This window comes from Taibaiella sp. KBW10, assembly GCF_003852495.1.
Lineage (GTDB): Bacteria > Bacteroidota > Bacteroidia > Chitinophagales > Chitinophagaceae > Edaphocola.
Window position 1 is genome coordinate 167,618 of record NZ_QAJI01000004.1, and the last position, 25,849, is coordinate 193,466.

Consider the following 25,849-nt stretch of genomic DNA (forward strand, 5'->3'; position numbering starts at 1 on the left):
GAATATTCTTTATTTTTCGATAGTGCGCATAGCCCTTTTGATAATATTGAGGGTCTGCTTCGTATTGCTTTTTTGTGCCCAGGCTGCACATAAATCCCTTACAAACTGCGGCTGGGTTTTGCTGGCATCATTAAGCCAATTACCCACACTGTCCTGTACATATTTGGCAGGATCGGTATGTAAGGGTTCGAGTATACTGATGGCCTGTTCCGGATGTTCCTTTAATGCCTCGATATGTGCGCACCAAACGCCCCGGGGCCGGGTGGCTTCGCTGGCAAACCGGCGAATGTTGTCGTCCGGACTCGCCGTCCATTGATGGAGTATCCCGATACTTTCGGTTAAATGCCTTGTAATATGCGGCCGTACGGCCATCCAGGCAATTTCCCGCACCCCAAAATGCTCATCTGCAGCAAAAATCTTTATCTGCGCTAATTTCTCGCCGGTTGATAAAGCCTCGTTCCGACCTATAGTATAGGTGGCCCAGCACCTGGCCAAATCTGCAGGATGCACGGATAAGTAAGGAATCAGTTGGGTATCCTTGTGTGCCAATGCGAGGCCGGACAGACTGGTGCCAATGGTTTCATTGACGGTCTTCTTTTCCAAATTGTTGATTTGAGCCAAAACAAACGGAAGGTATTCGCTGCGGTCAAACTGTTGCAGGACGTGGTTCAACAACACGGCCTGGTCTACCGCCAGTCATTCCACTAGATTGGCGGTGGCAATCTGCCCCTGATTCAATTGCACACGCAGTTCCTGGCTAATGTCTTTTCTGGATCTCGCTCCTTTTCGTTTTGGGTCTGGCATATGTATACAGCTTGTGAAAATTACGGGCTAAGATAGCTGCTTATTTCTTATGCCCCTTAGTGATGATGCGCAAGGCCAGGATATTTATAAAAATGCCCTCTTGCTGTGTACAAGAGGGCATTGTAGCATACTACACTATAGGAACATTATTTTTTATCCTTCTTTGGCGGATTGTTAGGTACTATTTTGGTCGTGGCTGTTGTTGCCGCACGAGGCTTTACTTTATTGTTTTGGTTTTCCATAATATTAATGGCGCTCACATTGTTTGTGGCCATTGCTTTATCAGACGTCAACAAATGTTTGGCAGAGATTCCGGCCATACCGGCAAACAGGCTGCATATGGTCAACAGGGTATATTTGTAAAACATATCTTTATGTTTAATAATTTTCAAAAATAAGAAATAAAAGTTATTGTACTTCGAAATTTTGTAGCACATCGGAGCCAATCATAAACAAGTAGCTGCCACTGGATAATTTCCGGGTAGGGATATAAATGGTTTTGTCGCTGTCAATCGTTCCCTGAAGGATGACTCTGCCTTTTTTATCTGATATTTTATATACTTTGCCTATGGCAGCTGTATTAGGCGTGATGCCGATATGGGTATTGGCCGTTCTGTCATATACCAGTCTGCTTTTAGCCGCGGCGCTGAATCCTACAGAAAGAACTAAAGTAAATATTGCGATGGTTTTGATGAATTGGTTTTTCATAATATTGATTATTTATTTTTGTGAGTGATTGTTTCTGATGCAAACATAGCACGGGACAAATCCCCTGCCGCATACAATTAGACTAAGCACCGGAAATACTCGACGAAAAAAGTGCGGATATTTCGTCGAAGAAAATCGGGTGTTGGTCGAAAAGGATAATGTAGGGTAATATTTAAATGCATTTTCGCATAGAAATCAATTGATATGGCATTCGTACCAATCCGTTTAAGGCAGGCTCTGAAGCAGGAAATGAACACGCAAAGGAAAACACTGTTTTCCAATAACCTTTACTGGCTGCATATTGTAGCCGTATTGATCAACCTGGTGCAGCTTAGTTTAGCCTTTATAGATGCTCATAAAACCATTACCAACAATAACATCGCCTTATTGTTATTTTCTTTGTTCTGTACCCTGGGACTGATTTATACTTTTTTGCTATTGGTCATCCCCATGGCGAGGGCAATGCGCAATGCATGGATCCCCTGGCTGGGTCTTGCTTTCACTTTTGTTGTCTGGGCTTTGCTGCTGACTTTAGGCTATGGTATCCTGCTTATGCTTGCCGGCAAGCCTTTTGTTTTTTCAAAGGCTTATTCCAGTTCCCTTCTTAGTATCTTTCATGCTTCCTGGCTGTTCTTTTCCTTTTACTATTTCTTTGACCTGTATTATCAGCAAGGGCAGTTTAAGCGTTATCAAAAGCAGCTGGAAGAAAAGTTACAGGCAGAAAATAAATTTCTGAAATCGCAGATCAATCCGCATTTTTTATTCAATACGCTCAATAATATTTATTCGAAAACCCTTGTACATTCAGAAGAATCGACACAGATTATACAACAACTGCGGAAGCTTATCTCTTATATGCTGTATGATTGTGAGCAGGATTATGTGCCCCTGCAGGGTGAGATTGAATTCATAGAAAGTTATATTGCCCTGGAGCGCATCAGGAATAAATCGGCACAACTTGATATTAAAACGAGCATAAGCGGCAGCATCGGAACACAGAAAATAGCGCCGCTGCTGATCGTCAATTTTGTGGAAAATGCCTTTAAACATGGGGTGAAATCCGGTATTGGTGCGGCTTTTATCCATATAGAATTCATCATTGAAGGCAATGATTTTAAGATGAACATGACCAATAGTGTGCCGGAAAAAGTGGATCGCACCTTTGGGATTAAAGAAGAAGGTGGTATTGGTATTGCGAATGTCAAGAAACGCCTCGCTCTTTTATATCCTAAGATGCACCGCTTAACCTTTACAAACACCGACAATAGCTATAGTACAGCGCTTTGGTTACAATTATATTCTTTTTAAGATGAATGAACTTATCCTAAACAGCCACGTTAATGCAAAACTAAAAAACTTCTACCTGCGCAATGGCCGCTGGGCATTGCACCTGCTCTATTGGACCTATGTCCTTTTCAGCGGACAGAAAATGGTAAAGGAATCTATGTTTTCCCTGGAAGGTTTTTTGTTCAATTTCCTGTTTGATAACTGGATAATTATCATTTTTTATTATCTCTATTGCCTGGTTTGGATTCCTGCATATTTTAAAAAGGAGCGCTATCTAAAATTCTGGATATCCATATTGGCCGCCTTTATTATTATGCCGGTCGCCGATATGCTTTTTCAAGTCAAATTCCAGCCCTATATCCCACAACGCTATCAGGATTACGATTTTTCTGGAGCTTTATTTCCGGGTGTTGCGCTCAAATTTTACTATATCTACTTTGCCAATTTTGTGAGCTTCTCTGTTTTTTTATTCCTGATGGAGACGGCAGAGGGCCTATCAAATTATAAAGAGGAGAAAACTGCGGCTGAGGACGTGTTGATACACCAGAAAGAATTGATGAAAACCCGTATCAACCCTGAATTTGTATTGAATGCCCTAGACGGATTAGCGGATCTTTCCGATCAGAAAAATGAGAAGGCAGCACAATCCGTAATACAGTTTTCCGATATCCTGCGCTATCGTTTGTACAAAAGCAAAGAGGCCGCTATACCACTGAGCGAGGAGGTGCAGCAACTAAAGAATATTTTCGACCTCCAGAATAACCTGTTTACCCAATGCTGTGTACTCGAAGTGGAAGGCGATTTGAGTGATAAGCAGATCCAGACCTTATCTTTGGTCAACATGATAGAGCCTATTTTTAATACTTATGAAGCCGATACCGAATGGAATCTGATCATGTACCTTTTGGTTGAGGAGCAGCAGCTACACATTGCCCTGGAATGGAATACTCCTTATGAAGATAAGGCAAGGGTATTGACAGAGATCAAACAAAATTTATTACACTTCTATGACGAGCATGCGCAGCTGGAAGTGGAATTTATGGCATACAATTACAGTATCCGTATTGCCGTGCCTTTATTACCGGTATAGGGCATCGGCCGGGTTTGTCATCTTGCCGATTAACCGTTATTTTTGGATACTTTATATAAGAGATATGAATTGTTTAATTATCGATGATGAGCCTTTAGCGATAGATGTGATTGTAGCACATTGCAAGCGTATACCCGAACTCAATGTGGTAGAGACCTGCAATAATGCGATGGAGGCATTCCAAGCCCTGCATAAGCATGAGATTCAGCTGATTTTTCTGGATATTAATATGCCGGTAATTAGCGGGCTTAGTTTTCTAAAATCGCTGAAAGAGCCGCCGGCAGTGATCCTGACGACTGCCTATACCGAATATGCTATCGAAGGGTACGAGCTGGATGTAGTCGATTATTTATTAAAACCGATTCCCTTTGAGCGCTTTGCCATGGCCATCCAAAAGGTGCAGCAACGCTTGTCGCGACCCCAAAATATTTCAGGAATCAATATACCTGCAGTTGCGACGCCTGCGATCCATCCCGGCACTTACAACAGCAATACCTCCACTAAAGATTTTATTTTTATAAAATCCAACGGGAAGTTGGTGAAACTAAATTTCTCCGATATTCGATATATAGAAGGCATGAAAGATTACCTGAAAATTTTCACTTCCGATAAAACACATGTCATCCATCAAACCATGAAAGCCATGGAAGAGCAGTTGCCCGAACACTTATTTATGCGGGTGCATAAATCCTATATTGTGGCTTTAGATGCGATTCAGCAGATTGATGGTAATTGTATTGAGACCGCAAGCGGTGGTGTACCACTCAGTAATACCTACCGCGATGTGTTGTTGAAAACAATTGAAAAGTAAGCGCTTTTACTCTTTTCCTTACCTATCTTATTCCTTTTGAAAATGATCCCCTTATTTCCCAAACACACCGGAGCCGATACGACTATTTTTAGCGTGATGAGTGCATTGGCACAACAGTATAATGCTATTAATTTGTCTCAGGGCTTTCCGGATTATCCTATAGAAGAAGATTTAGGTAACTTGTTATATGAAGCTAGCCGTAAAGGGTTTAACCAGTATGCACCTATGGCGGGTTTACCCATCTTGCAAGAAGCGATTGCTACGCATACCGCCCGAAGTACGGGGATTACTTTCGGTAGCCCTAATATTACCATAACGCCGGGTGCCAGCTATGGTATTTATACCGCATTAGCGACCATTTTACAAGCGGGAGAAGAAGTAATTATCCTGGAGCCGGCTTATGATAGCTATATCCCCGCTATTGAAATGAATGGAGGGATACCGGTGCCGGTTGCTTTAAACAGTCCCACTTTTACCATAAACTGGGCCTTGCTGGAAGAAAGCATCACGCTTAAAACCAAAGCAATTATTGTCAACACGCCGCATAATCCTACGGGCATGGTATGGCAGCAGTCAGACTGGGATCGATTAACGAAGCTTATTGCTGAAAGGAATATTTATGTGCTTTCAGATGAAGTATACGAGCAGGTTATTTTTGACGGTCTGCCGCATTGTAGTGTTTTGTCACAGCCCGCTTTACAAGATAGGTGTTTTGCAATCTATTCCTTTGGTAAGGCTTTTCATAACACCGGCTGGAAAGTGGGTTATGTAGTCGCTAATGAGGCCTTGACAAAAGCTTTCCGGCGCGTTCATCAGTTCCTTGCGTTTTCAGTCAATACTCCGGCACAATATGCAATTGCGACTTATATGCAGCAGTTTCCCTTAAATAATAGTGGGATATTGTTAGCCCAAAAAAGGAATTTATTCAATGAATTGATGGGCGATTTGCCTTTTACTTTGCCACAGGTGGCTAAGGGGAGTTATTTCCAGGTGGCGGATTACAGCGCGATCAGCCCCTTGCCGGATACTGAATTTGCAGCTTGGCTAACGAAGGAGGTTGGCGTGGCAACGATTCCGATCAGTGCTTTTTATAAAAATGGCTCTGATGCGAAGCTCATCCGCTTTTGTTTTGCTAAAAAAGAGGAAACCTTAAGAGCAGCAATCGAAAGGATGAAAGCGCATTTAATAGGATAGGGGTATTTTATGGTGTCAAATAAAATAAATTGAGTATCTGCTTTGAGGAAACAAGGATTTAATTATTCTTTTGGGTTCTATTTATAGTGATTGCTACCTTTTGCCTTGATGCAAAAGGTACCGCCAAAAAATCAAGGCTGTATAAATCCCTGGCTAAAAATCAAGGTGTTGGTCGGTCGCAAACCAAGCTCGCTGCGCTCAGACAGTGGTTTACGACTTATCGACAGAGCCAATGATTTTGTTAATGCAGGATTTATAAGGCCTATCCTAAGCGATCTGTTCTGTACGAATAGCTTATTTTTTTTCATTACAGCGCAAGCGGAATAAGCAAGTATAAAGAAAAAAAGAAGAGATTCCTCCTGTCGTCGGAAAGACAAAACGCAATACGTAAATAATATAACTGTATTTTTTTGGTCTGCTTACTAGAATAAGCAATAGATATTTGCTATTTGATTTTGAGATCTAAGATCACTATTTCACCAAAATAGTCATTAATGTTTTTGATCAGGCTGTCTTTAGCAAAGCGCAGCTCCTGTTTCAGTGGGGCCACAGTCGTGCCAATCGTTAGGACTTTATTATACAAATACAGTTCACCGGTATATTTAGCAATGGTTTTGCCCACGATCTTTTCCCATTCGCTTTTAATGCGAATTTCCATCATCCTTTGTTTCCATCCGTTACTTTCCAAAACATGCTTTACTGCATCACCAATCGAGGTCGCTCCCATGAGGCTGTATTAAAATTGTATAGGGTCTATTTGTGTCAAAGCTACTATTTTTTAAAAAATTAGCATTATAATTCTTAATAAGACTGTATTTTTGCCGCCTCTATATGGAACTTTTTTACAACATTTTACTATTCCTGATTACCATCGTAGGTGGCAGTATTCCTTTGTGGTACAGCTCCTGGTCAGAAAAGCAAATGAAGTATTTGCTCGCCTTTTCCGGCGCATATTTGCTCAGTATTACCATGTTACATCTTATACCGGAATCGGTAGAGCATGTAGGCTTTACAGCCGGTATGTATATGTTGTTGGGTTTTTTCTTACAACAGATTCTACAAAAATTTACGCATGGGGTAGAGCATGGGCATAGCCACGTAGGCGAACAACATCATCATTTTCCCATTGTAAGCCTGTTCATCGGTATGGCCTTACATGCCTTCGCCGAGGGCATCCCCTTGGGCGCTACCTACCATGATAATAATACAGTACCATCTTTATACCTGGCCATTGCCCTTCATAAATTACCTGAGGCAATGCTAATCGTTTCCCTTTTGGTACATAACCGTAAAACAAAGGCACAATCGATCTTCTGGCTAGCCTTGTTTGCCCTGCTGACGCCTGTTTCCAGTATGCTCACGCATTATATAGGTGCCAATATGGAACAATTTGCCACAGCATTACCCTATGTAATAGCGGTAGTAACCGGTTCTTTCCTGCATATCGGAACCACCATCTTTTTTGAAAGCGGCACCGGTTCTCATGATATGTCCTGGCGCAAATGGGTAATCATTAGCGTGGGTATAGGCCTCGCCCTGTTATCCATCATGAACCAGTCGCATGAACACGTTCATGTACACTAATACCCGGTTTACCGAGCATTTTATTTTATTCACCGAAAGCCTTTAGGCGGGCGTTATGTGCGTTGGTACATTTGTTCTATAATTTAAATGTCATCATTATGGAACAGATACCCCAACAATTCATTAAGCCGGTTCCCAACAGCGTTCAGGTAGCGCAACAGCAAAAACAGTTTGCCAGAGGTGTTATTTTGGTCATACTGGGTATTGCGATACTCTTACACAATATGCCGGCCACTACTTATCTAATGCCCGATTGGTTATACGGACCGCATTCGCTGCTGATGCTCTTAGGTCTTTATAACGGCATAAGGCATAATTTTCAGAACACCGCCTGGTTGGTTTTGTTATTACTTGGTGTATATTTAATGTTTGAAAAATTTACGTTTATCAGTCACCGTGAGTTACGCTATATTGGATTGCCCTTTGCGATTATCCTTGTAGGTGTATATACGATACTTAAAAGAAGAAGATAAGATGGAAAATCAATATAATTATGAGGACGAGTATAAACAGCCACAGCCTCAGCCGCCCTATAATAATCAGAAAAATAATAACAACATTACCCTTGGCATCATTATTGTCCTGTTCGGAATCTTTCTGTTTCTCCGGAATACCAATATCATACAAGGTTCTTTCTTTAGATTGATCACCTCCTTTCCTGTATTTATGATCGCCGGTGGTGTTGCGCTTGGCTATAAGAATAACTTCAAACTGGGCGGCTGGATCGCGCTGACGATAGCAGGTCTTTTTCTATTCCTTCAGAAGATTAATATCAATATAGGACAATTTATCCTGCCCACCATTTTAGTAGGTATCGGCGCGCAACTGGTGTTGAAAAACAGGAATAAAACAGCAGTGGAAGAGCAGAAAAGAACCTATGGGGGCAATAGCGATGACTATGTCAATGTGGATTCTATCTTTGCCGGAGCCGATCGGTTTGTACAGACACCCAATTTCAGAGGGGGTTCCGTATCTGCCATCTTCGGAGGGGTGAAACTAGACTGTAAGCAGGCCAATCTTGAAGAGGATGTCATCTTGAACCTAACCGTTTTCTGCGGTGGTGTAGAGCTTATTGTACCGGCCAACTGGATCGTAGTGAACGATGCCACCACCATACTCGGCGGTATCGAAGATAAGCGTCGCCTGATTAACATGACTGGTTACGAAAAAAGACTCATCCTTAAAGGAGTAGTGTTATGTGGTGGTATCGATATTAAAAGCTACTAAGCCCGACATTTTATGAAACAAAATATCTCCGCACTGGCTATTAATATTTGTATTGCCACCTTTATGACGGCCTTGAGTATCGCCGAAGTCTATTGGTTGAAGTATAATATGCATTTTACTTTAGCCGCGGCGATCAGTGTGATTGGTATTGCCAATGGAAGCCTGTTTGTTTTTTATTATGTATCGACCCAAACGAAGGTGTTTTGGTTTACCGAGCGCAGTATGCCTGCAGTATTGTCTCAGGGCTTTGTCTATGCGGTAGTCTGTTTGTTTGTGGTTAAGTGGACTTTAGACTCTTTATTCCCTTTTGTAGAGCTGATGCCTTTATGGGGCAATACTTTTTATGTCTTTGGTATAAAATCCTGGATCTTACTATCCTTCTTTGGTATGGTGTTTTATCTGGGTAATATTATTGAACTGCAAAATCAGAAAATCAATATAGAAACCAATGTACAGCAGCTTAAAAACGATGCCGAACTGTTTAAACTAAGACAGCAACTACATCCCCATTTTCTGTTCAACAGCCTTAATTCTATCAATGCCCTGATTGGCATCAATCCAAAACTGGCAAGAGAGATGCTGATGAAACTGTCTACTTTTTTGCGGCAAACGCTGAAAAAAGAAGATGATGAACTGGTGTATCTCTCTAATGAACTCGAGGAACTGGATTTATACCTGGATATCGAAAAAGTGCGTTTCGGCGATCGATTACTCATCGAAAAGTCCGTTCCGGAGCGGATCTCCGATATCAAGATTCCGCCATTCCTTTTACAGCCCCTGGTCGAAAATGCGATTAAATTTGGTTTATATGGCACTTTGGGCGATGTGACCATTGTGATCAATTTTACCGAAATGGAACATTTCTTTAAATTTGAAATAAGTAATCCTTTCGATATTGAAAGCATTGCCCCTAAAGGCACCGGCTTCGGCTTGAAATCCATTTCGAGAAGATTGTACCTCTTATATGCCCGCAATGATCTGCTTAAGACCGATCGCACTGAAGGAGCACAGGCAGAGGATAATGACTATTATACCGCAAGATTATTTATACCTAAAGAAACGATTTATCATCAAAACGAAATTACCTAAAAACAAACAGACCATATGTTGAAATGTTTACTCATAGACGATGAGCCGCTGGCGCGGAGTATACTCAAAGAAATGTTGCAGGAGATAGAAGGTATTGAAGTGGTAGGAGAGTGCAGCAATGGATTTGAAGGCGTTAAAAGCATTCAGGCCTTACAGCCCGATATCGTCTTTTTGGATGTACAGATGCCCAAGATCAATGGCTTCGAAATGCTGGAATTGCTGGACGAAAAGCCTAATGTGATCTTTATCACAGCATTTGATGAATATGCCGTACAGGCATTTGAAGTCAATGCAATTGATTATTTATTAAAACCGATTGAACAATCGCGCTTAGTAAAAGCCATCACTAAGCTTAAAAACAATAGCCATCCCGTTAAGGCCGGCGATCCGGAAACGGAAAAAAGCATTTTCCTGCCCGAGCAGATGCAGCGTATTGTGGTGAAAGATAATGGAGAGATAAAGATTATACCACTGCCACAAATTCTGTATTTAGAAGCGGCCGATGATTATGTAAAAGTACAAACCCAGGATAAATATTACCTGAAATACCAGACCATGACCAAATTTGAGCAGCAACTACCCCCGGCGCAATTTGTGCGGGTGCATCGTTCCTATTTTGTTAATGTAAGTTATATCAATAAAATCGAACTACTGGAAAAAGAACAATATTGTATTTTGCTCAAAGACGGACAAAAGATACCCGTAAGCAAAAGTGGTTATGCCAAGTTGAAATCTTTCTTGGGCATTTAAGCCACAACCGCTACTTTTGTCTGAATTTCATACGATATTATGAGAAAACCGATCATATTTCTACTTGTTTTACTATTTCCTATATCCTTACTGGCACAAAAGAAAGTCTCTATCAGCGGCTATATTAAAGACGCCGGCAACGGAGAAACCTTAATCGGTGCAGCGGTTTTTGCCAATGAAACCAAAGAAGGGACGGCTGCCAATACTTATGGATTCTACTCCCTAAGCCTTAAACCCGGCGTGTATACCGTACGGTTTAGCAATATGGGTTTTAAAGAACAAACCCTAAACCTTAACTTATTAAGCGATACTGCGATTAATATTGATTTGCAGAACGCCAGCACCAAAGACCTGGAAGAAGTGCTTGTAACGGCAGAACGTGCCGATAAAAATGTGAGTGGTACCCAAATGGGCACCATCGGCCTCAGCACTGAACAGATCAAAAAACTGCCGGTTGTTTTCGGGGAGTCAGATATATTGAAAGCCATACAACTCTTACCGGGCGTACAGTCGGCCGGAGAAGGGCAATCAGGGTTTTATGTAAGAGGTGGCGGTCCGGATCAGAACCTGGTTTTGCTGGATGAAGCAGTGGTCTATAATACCGGTCACTTATTCGGTTTCTTTTCCATCTTCAACTCCGATGCCATTAAGAATGTAAACCTCATCAAGGGTGGGGCACCGGCCAATTATGGAGGCCGCCTGTCTTCTGTACTGGATGTGAATATGAAAGACGGAAACATGAAGAAGTTTGGCGGAGAAGGGGGCATTGGCCTGATTGCTTCCCGGCTTACTTTAGAAGGACCTATTGTTAAAAATAAAGGCTCCTTTATGGTTTCCGGCCGTCGTACCTATATCGATGTGATCTCTAAACCCTTTCTGAAAGGCAATGCCAAAGGAAGCGGGTATTATTTTTATGACGCTAATCTGAAAGCCAATTATATTTTAGGCAAAAAAGACCGTTTGTACCTGAGTGGTTATTTTGGAAAAGATGTGTTTAATTTTAATAGTGGAAGCGGTGATTTTAATGTAAAAGTACCTTGGGGAAATGCAACCTCAACCCTGCGCTGGAACCACCAGTTCAACGATAAATTGTTTATGAACGTTTCGGCGATCTACAACACCTATAATTTCCAGTTTACCGGAGGACAAAAAGACCTGTACATTACCCTTAAATCGGGCATTAGAGACTGGAACGGTAAAGTTGATTTTGATTATTACGCACCTTTCGGGCATCATTTTAAATATGGTGTCAACTATACCTATCATAAATTTACGCCAAGCCAGTTGTCCGGAACATCGGCAGACTCTATGCTGATGCCGGAAAACCCCTTTATCAAATATGCACATGAGTCGGCGCTATACCTGACTGATGAATTTGATTTAGGCCCTTCGGTAAAGATCAATGCCGGTATCCGTTATTCCATGTTTAACCAGACCGGACCGTATACCAGCTATACGTTTGACGGCAATGGCAATAAAATGGACAGCACTGTATATGGCAGCGGTTCTTTAGTGAAGACATATGGCGGCTGGGAGCCGAGACTGGGCGCACGTATTTCTTTAAGTGAGTCTTCTTCTATCAAGACCTCTATTTCGAGAAGTATGCAGTATGTACACCTGGTATCTAATAACGGAAGTACCTTACCTACTGATGTCTGGATGCCGAGTTCTCTGATTGTACAACCCCAAAAAGCATGGCAGTATTCCCTGGGCTATTTTCAGAACTTCCTGAACAATGCTTTGGAGACCTCTGTAGAAGTGTATTACAAAGACCTTAAAAACCAGATAGAGTACAGAGAAGGCTATACGCCTAATAATATCCGGGATCCGGAATCGGATTTAGTATTCGGAGAAGGTCAGGCATACGGCGCAGAATTCTTTATCAATAAAACAAAAGGCAAATTTACGGGTTGGATCGGCTACACCTTATCCTGGACCAACAGAAGGTTTGCACAGCTGAACAATGGCGATCCTTTTCCTGCTAAATATGACAGAAGACATGATCTGTCTATTGTAGCGAATTACGAGATCAATAAAAAATTGAACGTTTCAGCGGTCTTTGTGTACGCTACCGGCAATGCGATTACCTTACCTACCGGCTATTATTTTATCGATGGTAAACTGATACAAGACTACAGTAAGATCAACCAATACCGTATTTTTCCGTATCACCGCTTAGATTTATCGCTCAATTATACCCCCAGAGCCAATTCTAAGAAAAGGGTGAAAGGAACCTGGGCGTTTTCAATCTATAATGTGTACAGTAGACAAAATCCTTATTTGCTTTATGTAAGTACCGAAGGTACCTTGCAGCAAGGTACCAGTGTGAAGGTAAAGCAAGTGTCTATTTTCCCGATTATTCCGAGTATTACTTATAACTTTAAATTTTAAACGAAAGATGCACACCAATATGGGTGCATCTTTCGTTTAAGCTAGGAACAAACGGAATCGATTAATTATCCCTATTTTTGAAACATGATAAAACAATTGCTGAGCTGGCGCACTTTTGCGATCCTCTTTGGCTTGGCCATAGTGGCTATTTCTTTTTACTATATCAGTAGTATTACAAAAGAAATGGAGATTGCCGAAAAGGAAAAAGTGAAAACAACTGTTGAAGGGATCAAATACCTCAGCAGCTTGGAAAATAATGCGGATGCTAATTTTGCCACCTATGTTGTAACGCAAAATACGACCATTCCTATGATTATCGTAGGGAAAAATGGTACTATAGAGTTCAGAAATATAGATTCCTCGAAAATACAAAAAGACAGCACGTTTCTATCTCATAAAGTAGCAGAGCTTAAGGCCTTAAAACAATATATTGTAGCAGATTTCGGTTATGGAAAATCGACAATCTATTATGGCAACTCTCCCATGTTGGAGAAGCTGAAGTTGTATCCGCTGATGCAGATGGCCATTATTGTAGTGTTTATTTCTATTATCATTATTGCCATCTTTAATGCGCAGAAAAGCCTGCAAAACCAGGTTTGGGTGGGGATGTCGAAAGAGACCGCACACCAGATGGGGACACCTTTATCGTCCATAGTCGGCTGGATGGAATTGCTGAAAGATCATGAAGAGAACCGGGAATCGATAGTCGAAATGGAAAAAGACGTGATGCGCCTGCAATTGGTGGCCGATCGTTTTTCTAAAATAGGGTCTACACCCATACTGGAAGAAGAGAACGTAGTACCGCGGCTACAGAATATGGTCGACTATATGCAGCTCAGGGCACCTAAAAAAGTAAGCATTACTTTTGATAGCAATGGCGCAACAGAAGCGATCTACCTGCTGAGTGGCCCATTGTTTGACTGGGTGGTCGAGAACCTGATCAGAAATGCCTTAGATGCCATGGAGGGTGCCGGTACCATTCGCATCAACCTTACCAATACCACCCGCCAGATTGTGATTGATATTTGTGATTCTGGAAAAGGGATTCCCAAAACCTCCTTTAAGAAAGTGTTCCGCCCCGGTTACTCGACCAAACAAAGGGGATGGGGCTTGGGTTTATCACTGGCCAAACGTATTATCAGCGTCTACCATAACGGACAGATTTTTGTGAAAAATTCAGAATTAGGCAAAGGAACTACGTTTAGAATAATATTGACCCGTTAATCTAAAATTAAAGGTCATTAATCGGGAATAACCTAACTTTGCACTACCGTTAAATAATTATGAGTCACATTAATAAAGAAGAGCAACAGATCGATATAGAAGATATTTTTGAGCGTTTTGAAGGCCTGAAGATTGTCGTAGTCGGTGATGTAATGCTTGATAAATATTTCTGGGGAGCTGTGGAACGCATATCTCCTGAAGCCCCTGTGCCCGTTGTGAAAGTAAACCATAAGGAAGCACGCCTGGGGGGTGCCGCCAATGTAGCCCTCAATTGTAAACATTTAGGCGCGCATGTAACGATTGCCAGCGTCATTGGCAGCGATGCCGATGGTAAGGTTCTGAAAAAGATGCTGACAGAAGCGGGTATCGGTACCGAATTGCTCTTGAAAAGTGAACATCGTCCTACAACCACTAAATCCAGGATCATCAGCCGTAACCAGCAAATGATCCGTTTAGACGAAGAAGTAACGGAAGAACTGAATATAAAAGAAGAACACCATTTCATCGATACTACCTTGCGTTTTTTGCAAATTGAAAAACCGCACCTCGTTATCTTTGAAGATTATAATAAAGGTGTTTTAAAAGAAAACGTCATCCAGAAGATCATTATGCATTGTAAGAATATAGGGATCACGACTGCTGTAGATCCTAAATTCAACAATTTCTTAAGTTATAAGGATGTAGACATTTTCAAGCCCAATCTTAAAGAAGTCAAAGAAGGTTTGGGGATTACTATCGAAGTACTGAATGAAAAGTCATTATTCGAAATCCACCAGCAGTTACAGGAAGCCATCCATCATAAAGTGACCTTGCTGACCTTGTCCGAACATGGTATGTATTATCATGATGAACATCAGGGCGCGATGATCCCGACCATGGTGCGTAGCGTGGCTGATGTGTCGGGGGCGGGCGATACCGTTATTGCCGTAGCAGCAATGGTCTACGAGCTTACCAGAGATGTATCGGTAATGGCGCGCTGGAGTAACCTGGCCGGTGGCCTGGTCTGCGAAGAAGCCGGGGTGATACCGATTTCCAGGGAAGTATTCCTGAAAGAATTACAACAACAATTTTAATCTGTAAATCATAAATAATTAAAAATTAACATACAAAATGTCACTAGTTATCGTTGGTACCATGGCGTTCGACGCCTTAGAAACACCATTTGGGAAAGTAGATAAAATCATTGGAGGATCTGCGACCTATGCTGCCTGGGCAGCGTCTAATTTCTATCATAACATCAAACAGGTTTCTATCGTTGGTGGGGATTTTCCGCAGGAAGAAATCGATATGCTGGCCACACGTGGCGTGACTTTTGAAGGTGTAGAAGTAAAAAAAGAAGAGAAAAGTTTCTTTTGGAGCGGTCGCTATCATGAAGATATGAATACCAGAGATACTTTGGTGACCGATTTAAATGTATTAGCATCTTTTAATCCCATCTTACCGGAATCTTACCAGGATTGTGAATACCTGATGTTGGGCAACCTCGTTCCTGCAGTACAGCAAAGCGTGATCCGTCAGTTTACCAAACGGCCAAAATTGATTGTGATGGACACCATGAATTTCTGGATGGAAGTTGCGATGGATGATCTTAAAGAAACCATAAAACTGGTAGACCTGATCGTTTTGAATGACGCGGAGGCCAGACAACTGACCGGGCAATATTCTTTGGTAAAAGCAGCGCAGCAGATCCGCGAAATGGGGCCTAAATATATCGTGATCAAGAAAGGAGAGCATGGTGCTTTATTATTCTATAACGACCAGGTATTCTCCGCTCCGGCATTGCCTTTAGAAGAAGTATTTGATCCTACAGGTGCCGGCGATACCTTTGCCGGTGGCTTTATCGGGCATATTGCCAAAGAAGATGATTTTAGTTTTGAGACCATGAAAACCGCGGTTATTATGGGTTCTGCTATGGCCTCATTCTGTGTAGAGAAGTTCGGTCCGGAGCGTATGAAAGAAATCACAGAGAGCGATATTAAACAGCGTTTAGAGCGTTTTGGTGAGCTGACCAACTTTAACCAGGTTATATATACAAAAGAAAATGCTTAGAAAAACAAAAATAGTTGCGACCGTAGGTCCGGCTAGTGATACGTATGACAAATTATTAGGATTAGTAGAAGCCGGGGTAAATGTATTTCGCTTAAACTTCTCTCATGGTGCCTACGAAAAGCATAAAGAAGTAATCGACAATATTAGAAAAATCAATAACGATTTTCCCTTCAATGTAGCGATCCTTGCCGATTTGCAAGGCCCGAAACTGCGTATCGGGGAAATGGAAAATGATGGCGTCTTCTTCGATGAAGGAGATATCATCACCTTTACCAATGAAAAATGCATCGGGAATAAAGAGCAGGTATATATGTCTTATACCGACTTCTCGAAAGATGTAAAGGTAGGCGAGACGGTACTTTTGGACGATGGTAAAATCGAAACAAAAGTATTGGAAATCTTACCAAATGGTAAGGTAAAAGCCAGTGTAATTAATGCCGGAGTACTTTCTTCCAAGAAAGGCGTAAACCTGCCGGATACGGCAGTGTCGATACCTTCTCTAACCGAAAAAGACCTGAGAGATCTTGACTTTATCATTGAACAAGGGATCGACTGGGTAGGACTTTCCTTTGTACGGAAACCGGAAGATATTAAAAACCTCAGAGCCCTGATCGCGGCGAAGAACAGTAATGCCAAGATCATTGCCAAGATTGAAAAACCGGAAGCCCTGGAGCATCTCAGAGACATCATTATTGCCTCTGATGCGGTCATGGTTGCCCGTGGAGACCTGGGTGTAGAATTGCCTTTAGAGCGCATTCCGAATATACAAAAAGACATCGTGCGTAAATGTATACACCGTGCCAAACCGGTTATCATTGCCACGCAAATGATGGAAAGTATGATGGATCGTACGCGGCCTAACCGTAGTGAGATCACCGATGTAGCCAATGCCGTACTGGAAGGTGCGGATGCGGTAATGTTGAGTGGCGAAACCGCTATGGGGCAACACCCTGCTTTGGTGGTCAAAACCATGTCTAACATTATTGTGGAAACAGAGAAGCAGGAAACCGTTTATAATAGAAACCTGACACCTCAAAAGCATTCTCCGAGCTTCCTGAGTGATGCTTTGTGTTATAATGCCTGTAAGATTGCAGAAGATATTAATGCGAATGCGCTGATCGGGATGACACAGAGCGGTTATACCGGGTTTATGCTGTCCAGTTTCCGGCCACATGCTCCTCTATTTGTCTTTACCAAAACACAATCTTTGGTAAACCAATTGAGCCTGAGCTGGGGCGTAAATGCCTTTTTCTATAATAATGAAGAAGGATTGGATGACATTATTTTTGAGCAAATCGACTTCCTGAGAGAAAAAGGGCTGTTGCAGGAGAATGATGTAGTGGTGAATACGGGTAGTACACCGGTTTCGTCCCATCTGCCAACCAATATGCTTAAGATTACAAAAGTGACCTGGTAAGTTAGCAGAATATTTATAAATAAAAAGCGGCTGTTTCTTGTATAGAAACAGCCGCTTTCATAATAGGTAACTTTACGTGTTTGTTATGGACTTGTTTAAATAGGTTGTGCATTAAACCTGAGCAAGCAAAGGCCATCAAAGAGGCAGACAAAAAATATATATTATGAAAACGGGATTATGGATATTAAGTGCAGTAGCTATATTATGTTTCGCCTCTGTAACCAGTGCGGATGCACAAGGAAGAGGAAAAGGACGGGGGCATCAGGAAAAAGCCTATTATAAACAGGATAAAAGAGTGTATAAACAAACACGAAAAACGGTAGTTGTCAGGGATGCCTACAGAAGAGGTGGTGGCCCTCCTGCTTGGGCTCCGGCTCATGGATACCGCATGAAGCAACATCTGTATTTCCCGGATTATTATGCTTATTATGATCCCCGTAGAAATGGCTATGTATATTGGAACAATAGTGCCTGGATTTTTAGCCCAGTAGTACCGCCTTATATGTCGGGCGTAGACCTCAATCGTGCCCGGGTGCAAGTAATCGGTGATCTTCCCCTCAACAAACGACCTGAGGCCAACTGGCGCCGTTATTACCGTGCCTATCCGCCCAGTGGCCGGGTACAGGTCAATATTAACCTGCCCATTAGATAGTGTTTTCTTTATAAAATGGGTGCCTGTTCCACGGAACAGGCACCCATTTGCATTTTATTTGATTAAGAACGGGCAGTAAGTGCGATTACCTTTTCTGCAATGTATGCGACCATTTCGGTGCTCATTTCGGTATGAATCGGTAGGGATAAAACAGATTGCGCCAATTGTTCTGTATGCGGCAGTACCCAACGCGGATCGGTAAAAGCACTCATGGCTTTTTGTAAATGACAGGGAATGGGGTAGTATACCATGCTCGGAATACCGGCCTCGAGTAGCGCCGCTTTCAATTTTGTCCGGTCTATGGAGGCATGCAGCTGCAGGGTATATTGGTGAAACACATGTTTGTTATGCGCTGTTATAAAAGGTGTTTTTATTTTCTCATTACCCGCAAAAGCCTGATTGTATTGGGTAGCCACGGCAATGCGGGCAGCGCAGTACTGGTCAAGATAAGGTAGTTTTACATTTAAGATAGCAGCCTGTATGGTATCTAAACGGCTATTGCAGCCTATGATTTCGTGATGATATTTCTCTTTTTGCCCGTGATTGGCGATCATTTTGATGCGTTCGTAAAGCGCTTCGTCTTTTGTACATATTGCGCCGCCATCACCATAGCAGCCCAGGTTTTTTGAAGGAAAAAAAGAGGTACAGGATATGGTGCCCATGCTACCTGTCTTCCACGTGCTGCCATCCGAAAAAGTATAAGTTCCGCCCAATGCCTGTGCGTTATCTTCTATCACCGCAATCCCGTGTTGGTCTGCAAGGTCTAGAATGGCTTCCATATCGGCCGACTGCCCGAATAAATGTACCGGGATAATGGCTTTTGTTTTTGGCGTAATAGCTTGGGCTATTTGTGATACATCAATGTTAAAAGTATGAGGATCTACATCAACAAAAACAGGTTTTAAACCCAGTAAAGCAATTACCTCTGCAGTTGCGAAATAGGTAAAAGATGGCGTAATCACCTCATCGCCTGCTTGCAGCCCCAAGGCCATAAGGGCAATCTGTAAAGCATCTGTACCATTAGCACAAGGAATTACATAAGATACACCCGTATAATTGGCTAATGCACTTGAAAATGCCGTTACTTCTTTTCCCTTGATAAATCCCGTATGGTCGAGCACTTGCTGGATGGCAGTATCGATCGGTTCTTTTAAATGCAGGTATTGACTTTTCAGGTCAACCATTTGAATGGCTTGTGCCGGCTTGTTATGTGTCATGTATCGGATGCTTTATACGCTCACTACTTGCTTGGTGGGAGTGAATCTACAAAAGTAAACTTCATTTTTGAGATTATTATTGTGTTTCTGTCGCCTGACAAGATGATTTTGTATACCAATGGCTGTTGTATATCATACAACAGCCATTGAATCACTTACTAGAATCGGAAATGTTTATTTTCCGGAAATCACTACTTTCTGTACTTTACTAAATGGCAGGCCATTTCTACTAAGCTGTAAGAAATAAATACCTTCCGGCAGGGAAGCTACAGGAATCGTTATGCTTGAACCTGATACCTTTTGCACCAATTGCTTTTTACCCAGCATATCCGTTAAGCTTAGGGTATAGATACCATTACTATACTGATCCAGGTTGATGGTCAGCTGCTCTTTTGCAGGATTAGGATATACGTTTAAGGTAGCAAGTTGTCTATCCTTTATACTATTTGTGGTACAGTTCACTTTTAACCTTTGGGTCTGTGTGCTGGTGTTGCCTGCAGCATCCGTATATGTCCAGTTCACTACATAATCGCCGCCTTGTGTATAGGTCAGGGAATTTGTCGTTGCCGTAACTACGCCACTACAGTTATCAAGTGCTGTTGGCGGTACCAGGGTATAAGGACAATTGCCTTCCAATGCGATTAAAGTATCTACAGCTGCTACCGGAGCGATGGTATCTGCGATGGTCACCAATTGTGTTTGATGTATCGTATCTGTACCCTGTACATAAGTCCATTGTATGGTGTAGCTACCTTGCGTATTATAGATTAACGGGCTAGTGGTGGTACCTGTTACCGGAAGGGTGTTATAACTGGCGGTTGGCGCAGTCAATGTAGTGTCGCAAGCTGCATAAACATGAACTAAAGGAAGTGTATCCCAGGTGGGTATTGTGGTAGTATGCAAGATCAGTTCATTGGCGATACGCCCTTCTACGGCACCGGAGTCGATACGCAGATAGGTCGTGCCATCTATTACTTCATAAGTAGAGGGTGCCGCAAAGTTTCCGGCACTGGCTAGTGCAAAGTCTCCGGACACTGGATCTACACCAAAAGATTTACCATAGAAAATGCTGAAAGAACTGCCGGCTAAAGTGGTTGTATATACCGATGTGGTGGGAATCACAGGGTTGGTAATGCTGTAAGCATGTACATTCGTCCCGGAAATAAAATAAAGCTTGTCTGCTCCGTATCGCAGCAATTTTGCATTACTGATACCGGTCAGGGTAATCGGTGTATTAAGCAAGTCATTATTGGAAGGCTCCATTTTTACAATCGAAGAGACATTGGAAACTTTTCCTAAGAGCCAGAAGCAGTTGCGAACCGGATCATATTGCATACCGGCAATGGTGCCGATACCCGGCAAAATTGTTGCGGTAACACTATTGGTCAGGGTGTCTACTTTCACGATTTTGCTGCCTATAGCAATATACATAAACCCGTTGGCAGGCACCATATAACTCGCATAAGACGATAAGGCCACCGCCGGATCAGTAACGGGGTTCACGCTATTATTGCTCAGGTCAATCATAGAAACGGGCCCGGATGCTGCGCTCACATAAGCTTTCATATTACTGGCCTTGCCCATACACTGAATGCCGGCGCCAAAGGTTGCATTAGTAAATGTTTTGATCGTGTCAAATCCCGGAAAGTTGGTAATGGCCATTTTAATCGGTGCCGTACCTTTGCCGCACAATATGGCTCTGTTGCCCAGTATTTCAAAATCCTGCAGTACGTCTATACCGGCAGAACCATTGGCCGACTGGTATAAAGCCACCGATCCTACAGCCGGTGCCGTACCCGTTTTAGTTACTTTATAAACATCTCCGTTTGGCGTACCGAAATTGCCTTCGGCAACAACATATAAGCTGAAGTTTTTTGTTTGTGCCTGGGCACTATACATACCGTATACAGCGGCTACCAGAAAAAATAATTTTTTCATTATATCACTTTGTTTTTTAATGACGACCAATAAATACGGAGCGATACAGTAATGTATGAGGAAGTAATACAGAACTATATTATCGTTTTTTCTCCGAAAACTTAATATAAATATGCTTAAAGGCAGGTCTCCTGGCTTGATCCGGATGCATCACCTTCCCATCTTACAGACAGTGGTATACCGATGCATCTTTGAATTGGATCTTACAGTTGCGGGAACAGCCCCCGATTATCACGGGGTTCCCTTTTAATTCTTGTAGTAAAGAAACCTTTTTGCGCCGCGAAGATATGAAAAAGAATTTGCTGTCGGACATTATAAATAAGGAAGGGCTTACTGCAATGCAATAAGCCCTTCGTATACAATGATATTTTTTTTAGTTAATAAGCGTAATCGCTTAAGTATTCAAAGTGGCTGCCCAAAATACCCTTGCTGCAAATGGTGGCCCTGTCAAGGATCGTACTTTCTGCGGCTAATAGTTCAGGAATAATGTGTTTGATGATGTGACTGCCAAACATATTGGAAGCATCTCTCGGTAATTCATTCGGAAGATTGTCTACCGCCATAATGTCAATGATTTGAGCGTCATTGATAAAAGGGGCTGTTTTTGTACCCTTTGTTTTATCATAACCATATACCGGATCAGCAATGGTAGAGGCACCGAGGTTAACCGGTACAGAACCGTCGATATCACAGGTTACATCGCTGATTACGTTAAGCTTGAATGCAGGATCATTCACCTCATCTTTTTCAAATAAACGCTGAATTTTGGCATCCCAGTAAATCCCGTTGATCAGGATGTCGGAACTGATATAGGGTTGAAACAAACATTCATATTGTTCGGGATGGGCATGAAACTCATCTCTGTGAAATTCTTTGGTATTTTTGTTTCTATATAAAGTTTCGTTTTTGAGATTAGTGTACACCGGATGCGGATATTCCTTTTCCAGGAAATCGTTGTGTGCAACGCTGTCAATATCCATCATTTCCATAATATGCAGAATACCGTGGGCCACGCGGCCATCTCCGGTTACAACGATCTTTATTGGAGGTAATTGGATATCCCTGTATTGCTTGACCATTTCGGCCATATCCTTGCATTCATAAGCCGGTTTTAAAGTAAACAGCTCATTTTTTTTGCCATAGGTAAGCAAGGCATTATGCGCACCGACCACTCCTGCAAAAAAGCCAAATCCGATGATCCGTTGACCATTATCATAAGTCAGGGCCTCATAGTCGATCATGGTGATTTTCTTTTCAATCAGCGCATGCATTAATTTTTGGTTGTAGGCTTGTTTCTTCTTAGTATGAGAAAAGAAAAAATAGGTTTTGCCGGGAATCAATTCTGCAACAGGTACTTCTTTGATGCCGAGCAGCACATCACAATCACTTAAATCTTCCTGAAGGTTTACTCCTGCATCGATATATTCCTGGTCGGCATAAGATCGGTTAGGAGATGGTTGTACCACAATAGAGAGCTGAGGGTACGTTTTTACAATATCAATACATTGTTCCGGGGTCAAAGCTACTCTGGTATCTGTTGGTATTTTTCCTTCTTTAATGAGTCCGATTTTCATGTTTATCTGCTATGTTTTCTATTTCGGCAAAGGTAATTGAATTGTTTTAATTTCCGGTTCGGGTCATTTATAATTAACACATAAAAAAAGGTCCATAGCAGAAGCTACGAACCTTTGGGATAAATAAACAACAAAAAACTATCTTACTAAAGTTATGGTTCCTGTTTTCTTGAACGGTTTACCTTCGGTGGTTACCGCATCTATGATGTATACATATGAACCCATTGCTTGTGGTTTACCATTAAAGCTTCCGTCCCATCCTTTATTAATATCGGTGGTTTCGAATACTTTCTCGCCCCATCTGTTGAAGATCTGGAAGGAGTTTAATTTGGCGATACCTCTTAAGCTTGCTTTGAAACTACTGTTGTTTGGCGTAAAGGCATTCGGCATATCAATCACCGTTTGTTTTACCAGCACATCTACAGAATCGCTAACGCTACAACCGTTTTCTGTTCTTGCGGTTACGAAATAACGCGTGTTTACTTCCGGATTCACTTTTGGATTGCTTGCTGTTGCACTGCTTAAGCCGGCATCAGGGAACCATTGGAAATATACACAGTTACCGCCAGGCTCCATGAAGTATACTTCTCCGGGATATACATTAATTGAATCCGGTAAGGTTATGACTGCATCAGGGTGTACTGTAATCGTTACTAATTGTGTATCCGTACAACCTTTATCACTTGTTCCGATCAATTGATATTGTGTCGTTGTGGTTGGCGTTGCAATAGGATTCGCAATATTCGGATTACTTAAGTTCAGGCTTGGAGACCAATGATAACTCTGTGCACCATCTGCTTTGAGCTGCACCGGACTTCGCGGACAAATACCCGTATCGGTCTGGTACATCTTGAGGAAGTCTCCGGGGTTCACAACGACCTGGACCGTATCGGAAATAAAGCAACCGAGCGGTGGTTTCACCGAAAGTACATAAGTTTCAGTCTGTTGTGCCGTATATAGATAATTGGCTTCATTACTGATTGGTTGTATACCCGGGAATCGTCTCCATTCATATATATAATTGCTGGCATAAGGTAATACCATCGGCTCTAAACGTACGCTATCATATTGACACACAATCCGGTCTAAGCCAAGACTCACGGAGTCTACAATAGGACGTTTGAATAAGTGTAAAATTCTCAAACTGTCACAACCGTTCATCGCAGGGAAAGTATCTACATAAGTACCTGTTTCGGTATAACCGAACATATCTTGCCAAGGACAAATAGAGTCATATATTTCAACGAAAGGCATTTGTTTTACAAATACACAAACGGTGGTATCGTAGAAACAGCCAAAATCGTTTTTAACCGTAAACGTATAACATTTTGTACCGAAAGTATCTATTCTTGCAGTCATGTTACCGCCATTTCTCGCAATGATCGTAGGATCATTGTTCCAGAAAGAATCTACCGCATAGTTTTTGAAAGAATCCAGATTAGATTGGAAATTCGGTGCGAACTCTAATCCCCAGAAGAAGATGAACCCATTATCAGAAGCAAGGTTATCTGTGATCTGTAAGCTCCAGCTACCATTAAGCGGACAACCGATTAAGCTGCTGAAATTCTGGAATGGTTTATAGGCGCCTTGTGGTAGAGAGCTACCCGGTGTTAATCCCGGAGAAGGTACCAGGAATCCGGCTACTCCATTTTGTTGTAACATCGTACCCCAAGCAGCTGATTGTCTGAACTCATACGTCCATCCAATACCCGGAATATTATCGCCGGGGCCCGGATCGTTAGGACCACCAAGGAAGGTTCCACCACCATTAGGATATTCTTTTAAAACAGAAGATTGACCATTAGGGCAGATGATTTTCATTTCCAGGTCACCCAAATAGCTGTGTTCCATATTTACATACACGCGCGCCAGATCACTGGCCTGTGTGATCACATCGGCAGGGCCAAAGCAGTCTGCAGTGATTGAAGTCATATAAGAAACGCCGCTACCATCTGGTAAGAACGTTGTATCGGCAATTGGTGGTGCACAAATTTCTCTTACTTTCTTAAAGTCAAATATACCGAAAAAGTTTACCGTATCGTTTTGACATATCGTATCGCGCTCAGGTCCGGTACCGGTAAAATTCGCAACTTGGGAAACAAAAACTTTTAAGGCTTTTACTTTGGTACAAATGGCATGGGTATCGGTAACTCTTAAAACGACATTATAGATACCGGTAGCACCATAAGCATGATTTACCGTTTTGGTATTATATATGGTACCATCGCCCATTTCCCACTTATAGATTGTGTTTGTCGTATCGCTGTTCAGTACGTAGCTTGGAACTCCATTGAAGAAAATGCTTTGATTGATACAGGATTTCACTACACGGTTAGTCCCGCTCTGAACGTGGGCAGGCGATGTTGTGAACGCAATCGTGTCAATACTACAAGGAATAAGACAAGTAATTGTAGCTGCAAAACCAGTAGAGGTATTTACCGCGTCACTAACCATTTTAAAGGTTAAAGAACCCGTAGCATTATTTGCGGTAATGGTTGGAGGTAATGTAGTACCGGTGTAGGCACCCAATAAAGGGGCTGCAGTAGAGTTACCATTATATACATACAGAAAATCTGCATTGTTCTCTAAAGAAAATGCAGAAAAGGTTGTACTGATTTGTGTACCGGGTGTTGCCGGAGTGAAAACGGTTGTCCCGTTTACATTGTTGGAATAGTTACCCGTAGCACCGCCATCGTCATAGAAATTGACAATACAATTGGATACATTGTTCGTTCCTGTGAGTGGCATCGTTATCGTCGTCTGTGCCATAGCAACATGCGACAACATGCCTGCAAAAATTACCGATAAAACGGCAAATAAGTGTTTATAAATATTATTCATAA

General features: G+C 42.1%; 23 protein-coding genes and 1 riboswitch. Of the genes, 15 read left to right on the forward strand and 8 right to left on the reverse strand.

The window, feature by feature from the left end:
- Positions 1-9 precede the first annotated feature (9 nt).
- From DBR32_RS08390 to DBR32_RS08400, 3 genes are all read right to left on the reverse strand, one after another.
- Complete coding sequence (locus tag DBR32_RS08390; protein ID WP_199724425.1) at positions 10-675, reverse strand: DNA alkylation repair protein; 666 nt, start codon at positions 673-675, stop codon at positions 10-12.
- Positions 676-950: 275 nt separating this feature from the next.
- Complete coding sequence (locus tag DBR32_RS08395; RefSeq protein WP_124635869.1) at positions 951-1,172, reverse strand: hypothetical protein; 222 nt, start codon at positions 1,170-1,172, stop codon at positions 951-953.
- Between the two features lie 40 nt (positions 1,173-1,212).
- On the reverse strand, positions 1,213-1,512 hold the full coding sequence (locus tag DBR32_RS08400) for a hypothetical protein (protein WP_124635870.1): 300 nt from the start codon (positions 1,510-1,512) through the stop codon (positions 1,213-1,215).
- A 204-nt stretch (positions 1,513-1,716) separates the two neighbouring features.
- On the opposite strand from DBR32_RS08400, the gene DBR32_RS08405 reads away from it, so the two are divergent.
- The 4 genes from DBR32_RS08405 to DBR32_RS08420 all read left to right on the forward strand — a co-directional run bounded on the left by DBR32_RS08405 (position 1,717) and on the right by DBR32_RS08420 (position 5,894).
- Positions 1,717-2,820, forward strand: a complete 1,104-nt coding sequence (locus tag DBR32_RS08405) for a sensor histidine kinase (protein WP_124635871.1) — start codon at positions 1,717-1,719, stop codon at positions 2,818-2,820.
- Between the two features lies 1 nt (position 2,821).
- On the forward strand, positions 2,822-3,889 hold the full coding sequence (locus tag DBR32_RS08410; protein ID WP_124635872.1) for a histidine kinase: 1,068 nt from the start codon (positions 2,822-2,824) through the stop codon (positions 3,887-3,889).
- 64 nt (positions 3,890-3,953) lie between these two features.
- Complete coding sequence (locus DBR32_RS08415; RefSeq protein ID WP_158605942.1) at positions 3,954-4,700, forward strand: LytTR family DNA-binding domain-containing protein; 747 nt, start codon at positions 3,954-3,956, stop codon at positions 4,698-4,700.
- Positions 4,701-4,742: 42 nt separating this feature from the next.
- Positions 4,743-5,894 carry a methionine aminotransferase gene (locus DBR32_RS08420; RefSeq protein ID WP_124635874.1) on the forward strand — a complete coding sequence of 384 codons (1,152 nt, stop codon included), beginning with the start codon at positions 4,743-4,745 and terminating at the stop codon, positions 5,892-5,894.
- Positions 5,895-6,339: 445 nt separating this feature from the next.
- On the opposite strand, the gene DBR32_RS08425 is transcribed toward DBR32_RS08420, so the two are convergent.
- Positions 6,340-6,621: a DUF721 domain-containing protein gene (locus tag DBR32_RS08425; protein WP_124635875.1), complete on the reverse strand. Its 282-nt coding sequence runs from the start codon at positions 6,619-6,621 to the stop codon at positions 6,340-6,342.
- A 104-nt stretch (positions 6,622-6,725) separates the two neighbouring features.
- Between DBR32_RS08425 and DBR32_RS08430 the strand changes: the two genes are divergently transcribed.
- From DBR32_RS08430 to DBR32_RS08480, 11 genes are all read left to right on the forward strand, one after another.
- Positions 6,726-7,478, forward strand: a complete 753-nt coding sequence (locus DBR32_RS08430; RefSeq protein WP_124635876.1) for a ZIP family metal transporter — start codon at positions 6,726-6,728, stop codon at positions 7,476-7,478.
- A gap of 98 nt (positions 7,479-7,576) precedes the next feature.
- On the forward strand, positions 7,577-7,951 hold the full coding sequence (locus DBR32_RS08435; protein ID WP_124635877.1) for a hypothetical protein: 375 nt from the start codon (positions 7,577-7,579) through the stop codon (positions 7,949-7,951).
- Position 7,952: 1 nt separating this feature from the next.
- Complete coding sequence (locus tag DBR32_RS08440) at positions 7,953-8,705, forward strand: LiaI-LiaF-like domain-containing protein (protein ID WP_124635878.1); 753 nt, start codon at positions 7,953-7,955, stop codon at positions 8,703-8,705.
- 12 nt (positions 8,706-8,717) lie between these two features.
- Entirely contained in the window at positions 8,718-9,794 is a 1,077-nt protein-coding gene (locus DBR32_RS08445) for a sensor histidine kinase (RefSeq protein ID WP_124635879.1), read from the forward strand.
- 15 nt (positions 9,795-9,809) lie between these two features.
- Positions 9,810-10,544, forward strand: a complete 735-nt coding sequence (locus DBR32_RS08450; protein WP_124635880.1) for a LytTR family DNA-binding domain-containing protein — start codon at positions 9,810-9,812, stop codon at positions 10,542-10,544.
- Between the two features lie 39 nt (positions 10,545-10,583).
- Complete coding sequence (locus tag DBR32_RS08455) at positions 10,584-12,935, forward strand: TonB-dependent receptor (protein WP_124635881.1); 2,352 nt, start codon at positions 10,584-10,586, stop codon at positions 12,933-12,935.
- An 84-nt stretch (positions 12,936-13,019) separates the two neighbouring features.
- Positions 13,020-14,159, forward strand: coding sequence for a HAMP domain-containing sensor histidine kinase (locus tag DBR32_RS08460; protein WP_124635882.1), 1,140 nt, complete (start codon positions 13,020-13,022; stop codon positions 14,157-14,159).
- Between the two features lie 59 nt (positions 14,160-14,218).
- Positions 14,219-15,232: a bifunctional heptose 7-phosphate kinase/heptose 1-phosphate adenyltransferase gene (locus tag DBR32_RS08465; protein ID WP_124635883.1), complete on the forward strand. Its 1,014-nt coding sequence runs from the start codon at positions 14,219-14,221 to the stop codon at positions 15,230-15,232.
- A gap of 37 nt (positions 15,233-15,269) precedes the next feature.
- A complete protein-coding gene (locus tag DBR32_RS08470; RefSeq protein WP_124635884.1) occupies positions 15,270-16,208 on the forward strand; it encodes a PfkB family carbohydrate kinase in 939 nt (312 codons plus the stop codon).
- A complete protein-coding gene (pyk, locus tag DBR32_RS08475) occupies positions 16,201-17,625 on the forward strand; it encodes a pyruvate kinase (RefSeq protein ID WP_124635885.1) in 1,425 nt (474 codons plus the stop codon). Before DBR32_RS08470 ends, pyk begins: the two co-directional genes overlap by 8 nt.
- Positions 17,626-17,788: 163 nt before the next feature.
- On the forward strand, positions 17,789-18,277 hold the full coding sequence (locus tag DBR32_RS08480) for a hypothetical protein (protein WP_124635886.1): 489 nt from the start codon (positions 17,789-17,791) through the stop codon (positions 18,275-18,277).
- Between the two features lie 62 nt (positions 18,278-18,339).
- Here DBR32_RS08480 and DBR32_RS08485 read toward each other — a convergent pair whose 3' ends face one another.
- From DBR32_RS08485 to DBR32_RS08500, 4 genes are all read right to left on the reverse strand, one after another.
- Positions 18,340-19,494 carry a DegT/DnrJ/EryC1/StrS aminotransferase family protein gene (locus DBR32_RS08485; protein ID WP_233559692.1) on the reverse strand — a complete coding sequence of 385 codons (1,155 nt, stop codon included), beginning with the start codon at positions 19,492-19,494 and terminating at the stop codon, positions 18,340-18,342.
- Between the two features lie 174 nt (positions 19,495-19,668).
- Positions 19,669-21,432 carry a T9SS type A sorting domain-containing protein gene (locus DBR32_RS08490; RefSeq protein ID WP_124635887.1) on the reverse strand — a complete coding sequence of 588 codons (1,764 nt, stop codon included), beginning with the start codon at positions 21,430-21,432 and terminating at the stop codon, positions 19,669-19,671.
- Between the two features lie 103 nt (positions 21,433-21,535).
- A riboswitch (cobalamin riboswitch) is annotated at positions 21,536-21,719 on the reverse strand.
- Between the two features lie 90 nt (positions 21,720-21,809).
- On the reverse strand, positions 21,810-23,006 hold the full coding sequence (locus tag DBR32_RS08495) for an NAD(P)-dependent oxidoreductase (RefSeq protein WP_124635888.1): 1,197 nt from the start codon (positions 23,004-23,006) through the stop codon (positions 21,810-21,812).
- Positions 23,007-23,144: 138 nt separating this feature from the next.
- Positions 23,145-25,847: a gliding motility-associated C-terminal domain-containing protein gene (locus DBR32_RS08500; RefSeq protein WP_124635889.1), complete on the reverse strand. Its 2,703-nt coding sequence runs from the start codon at positions 25,845-25,847 to the stop codon at positions 23,145-23,147.
- Positions 25,848-25,849 lie beyond the last annotated feature (2 nt).